The 661-nt window shown below is 57.6% G+C and carries 1 pseudogene; it reads left to right on the top strand.

Annotated elements, in window-relative coordinates:
• Positions 1-53: 53 nt before the first annotated feature.
• Positions 54-661 (top strand): annotated as a pseudogene (locus tag G5380_RS20490) (IS3 family transposase); the annotation flags it as partial.

Genomic DNA, 661 nt, shown 5'->3' with positions numbered 1-661 from the left:
TGTCCCGTCCTGAATATGGTTTACACCTTTCCCCCCAATAAATGGAGAACCCGATGGGACAAGGTGTGAAACGGACACAGCGCGATTACTCGCTGACTTTTAAACTGGCACTGGTCGAGCAGATTGAAAAAGGCGAGCTCACCTACAAACAGGCTCAGGTGCGTTATGGCATTCAGGGCCGCTCCACCGTTCTGGTATGGTTGCGTAAACATGGTCGGCAAGATTGGAGCCAGGGGGCTTCTGTGCGCGCCGGCAGGAGCATCACCATGCCTGACCCCGACAACCAGACGCCCGAACAGCGCATCAAGGAACTTGAGCAACAGCTGGCGCTGATGAGCCAGAAGGCCCAGTTCTTTGAGGCCGTCGTCGATGTACTGAAGAATGACTACGGCGTCTCCATCGTAAAAAAGCGACCCGGCAAGTCCTCTCGCAGCGGCAAGTCGAGAAGCTGACCATCGTCAGGGCTTGCCTGTTTCTGGGGATAAGCCGGCAGGCTTACTACAAGCGCAATCGGGTCGCCGACGAGCGCCATGCTCAAGGGCTGCAGGTGGTGCGCTTTGTGCGTCAGGTTCGACTGCGACAACCTCGGGTGGGTACTCGCAAGCTGCATTATCTGCTCCAGGGTCAGGATGATGGCGGGCTCAAGGTCGGGCGGGACAGG

The organism is Aeromonas sp. 604443, from assembly GCF_049170315.1.
Lineage (GTDB): Bacteria > Pseudomonadota > Gammaproteobacteria > Enterobacterales > Aeromonadaceae > Aeromonas > Aeromonas veronii_A.
This window is presented reverse-complemented; position numbering and strand designations above follow the sequence as displayed.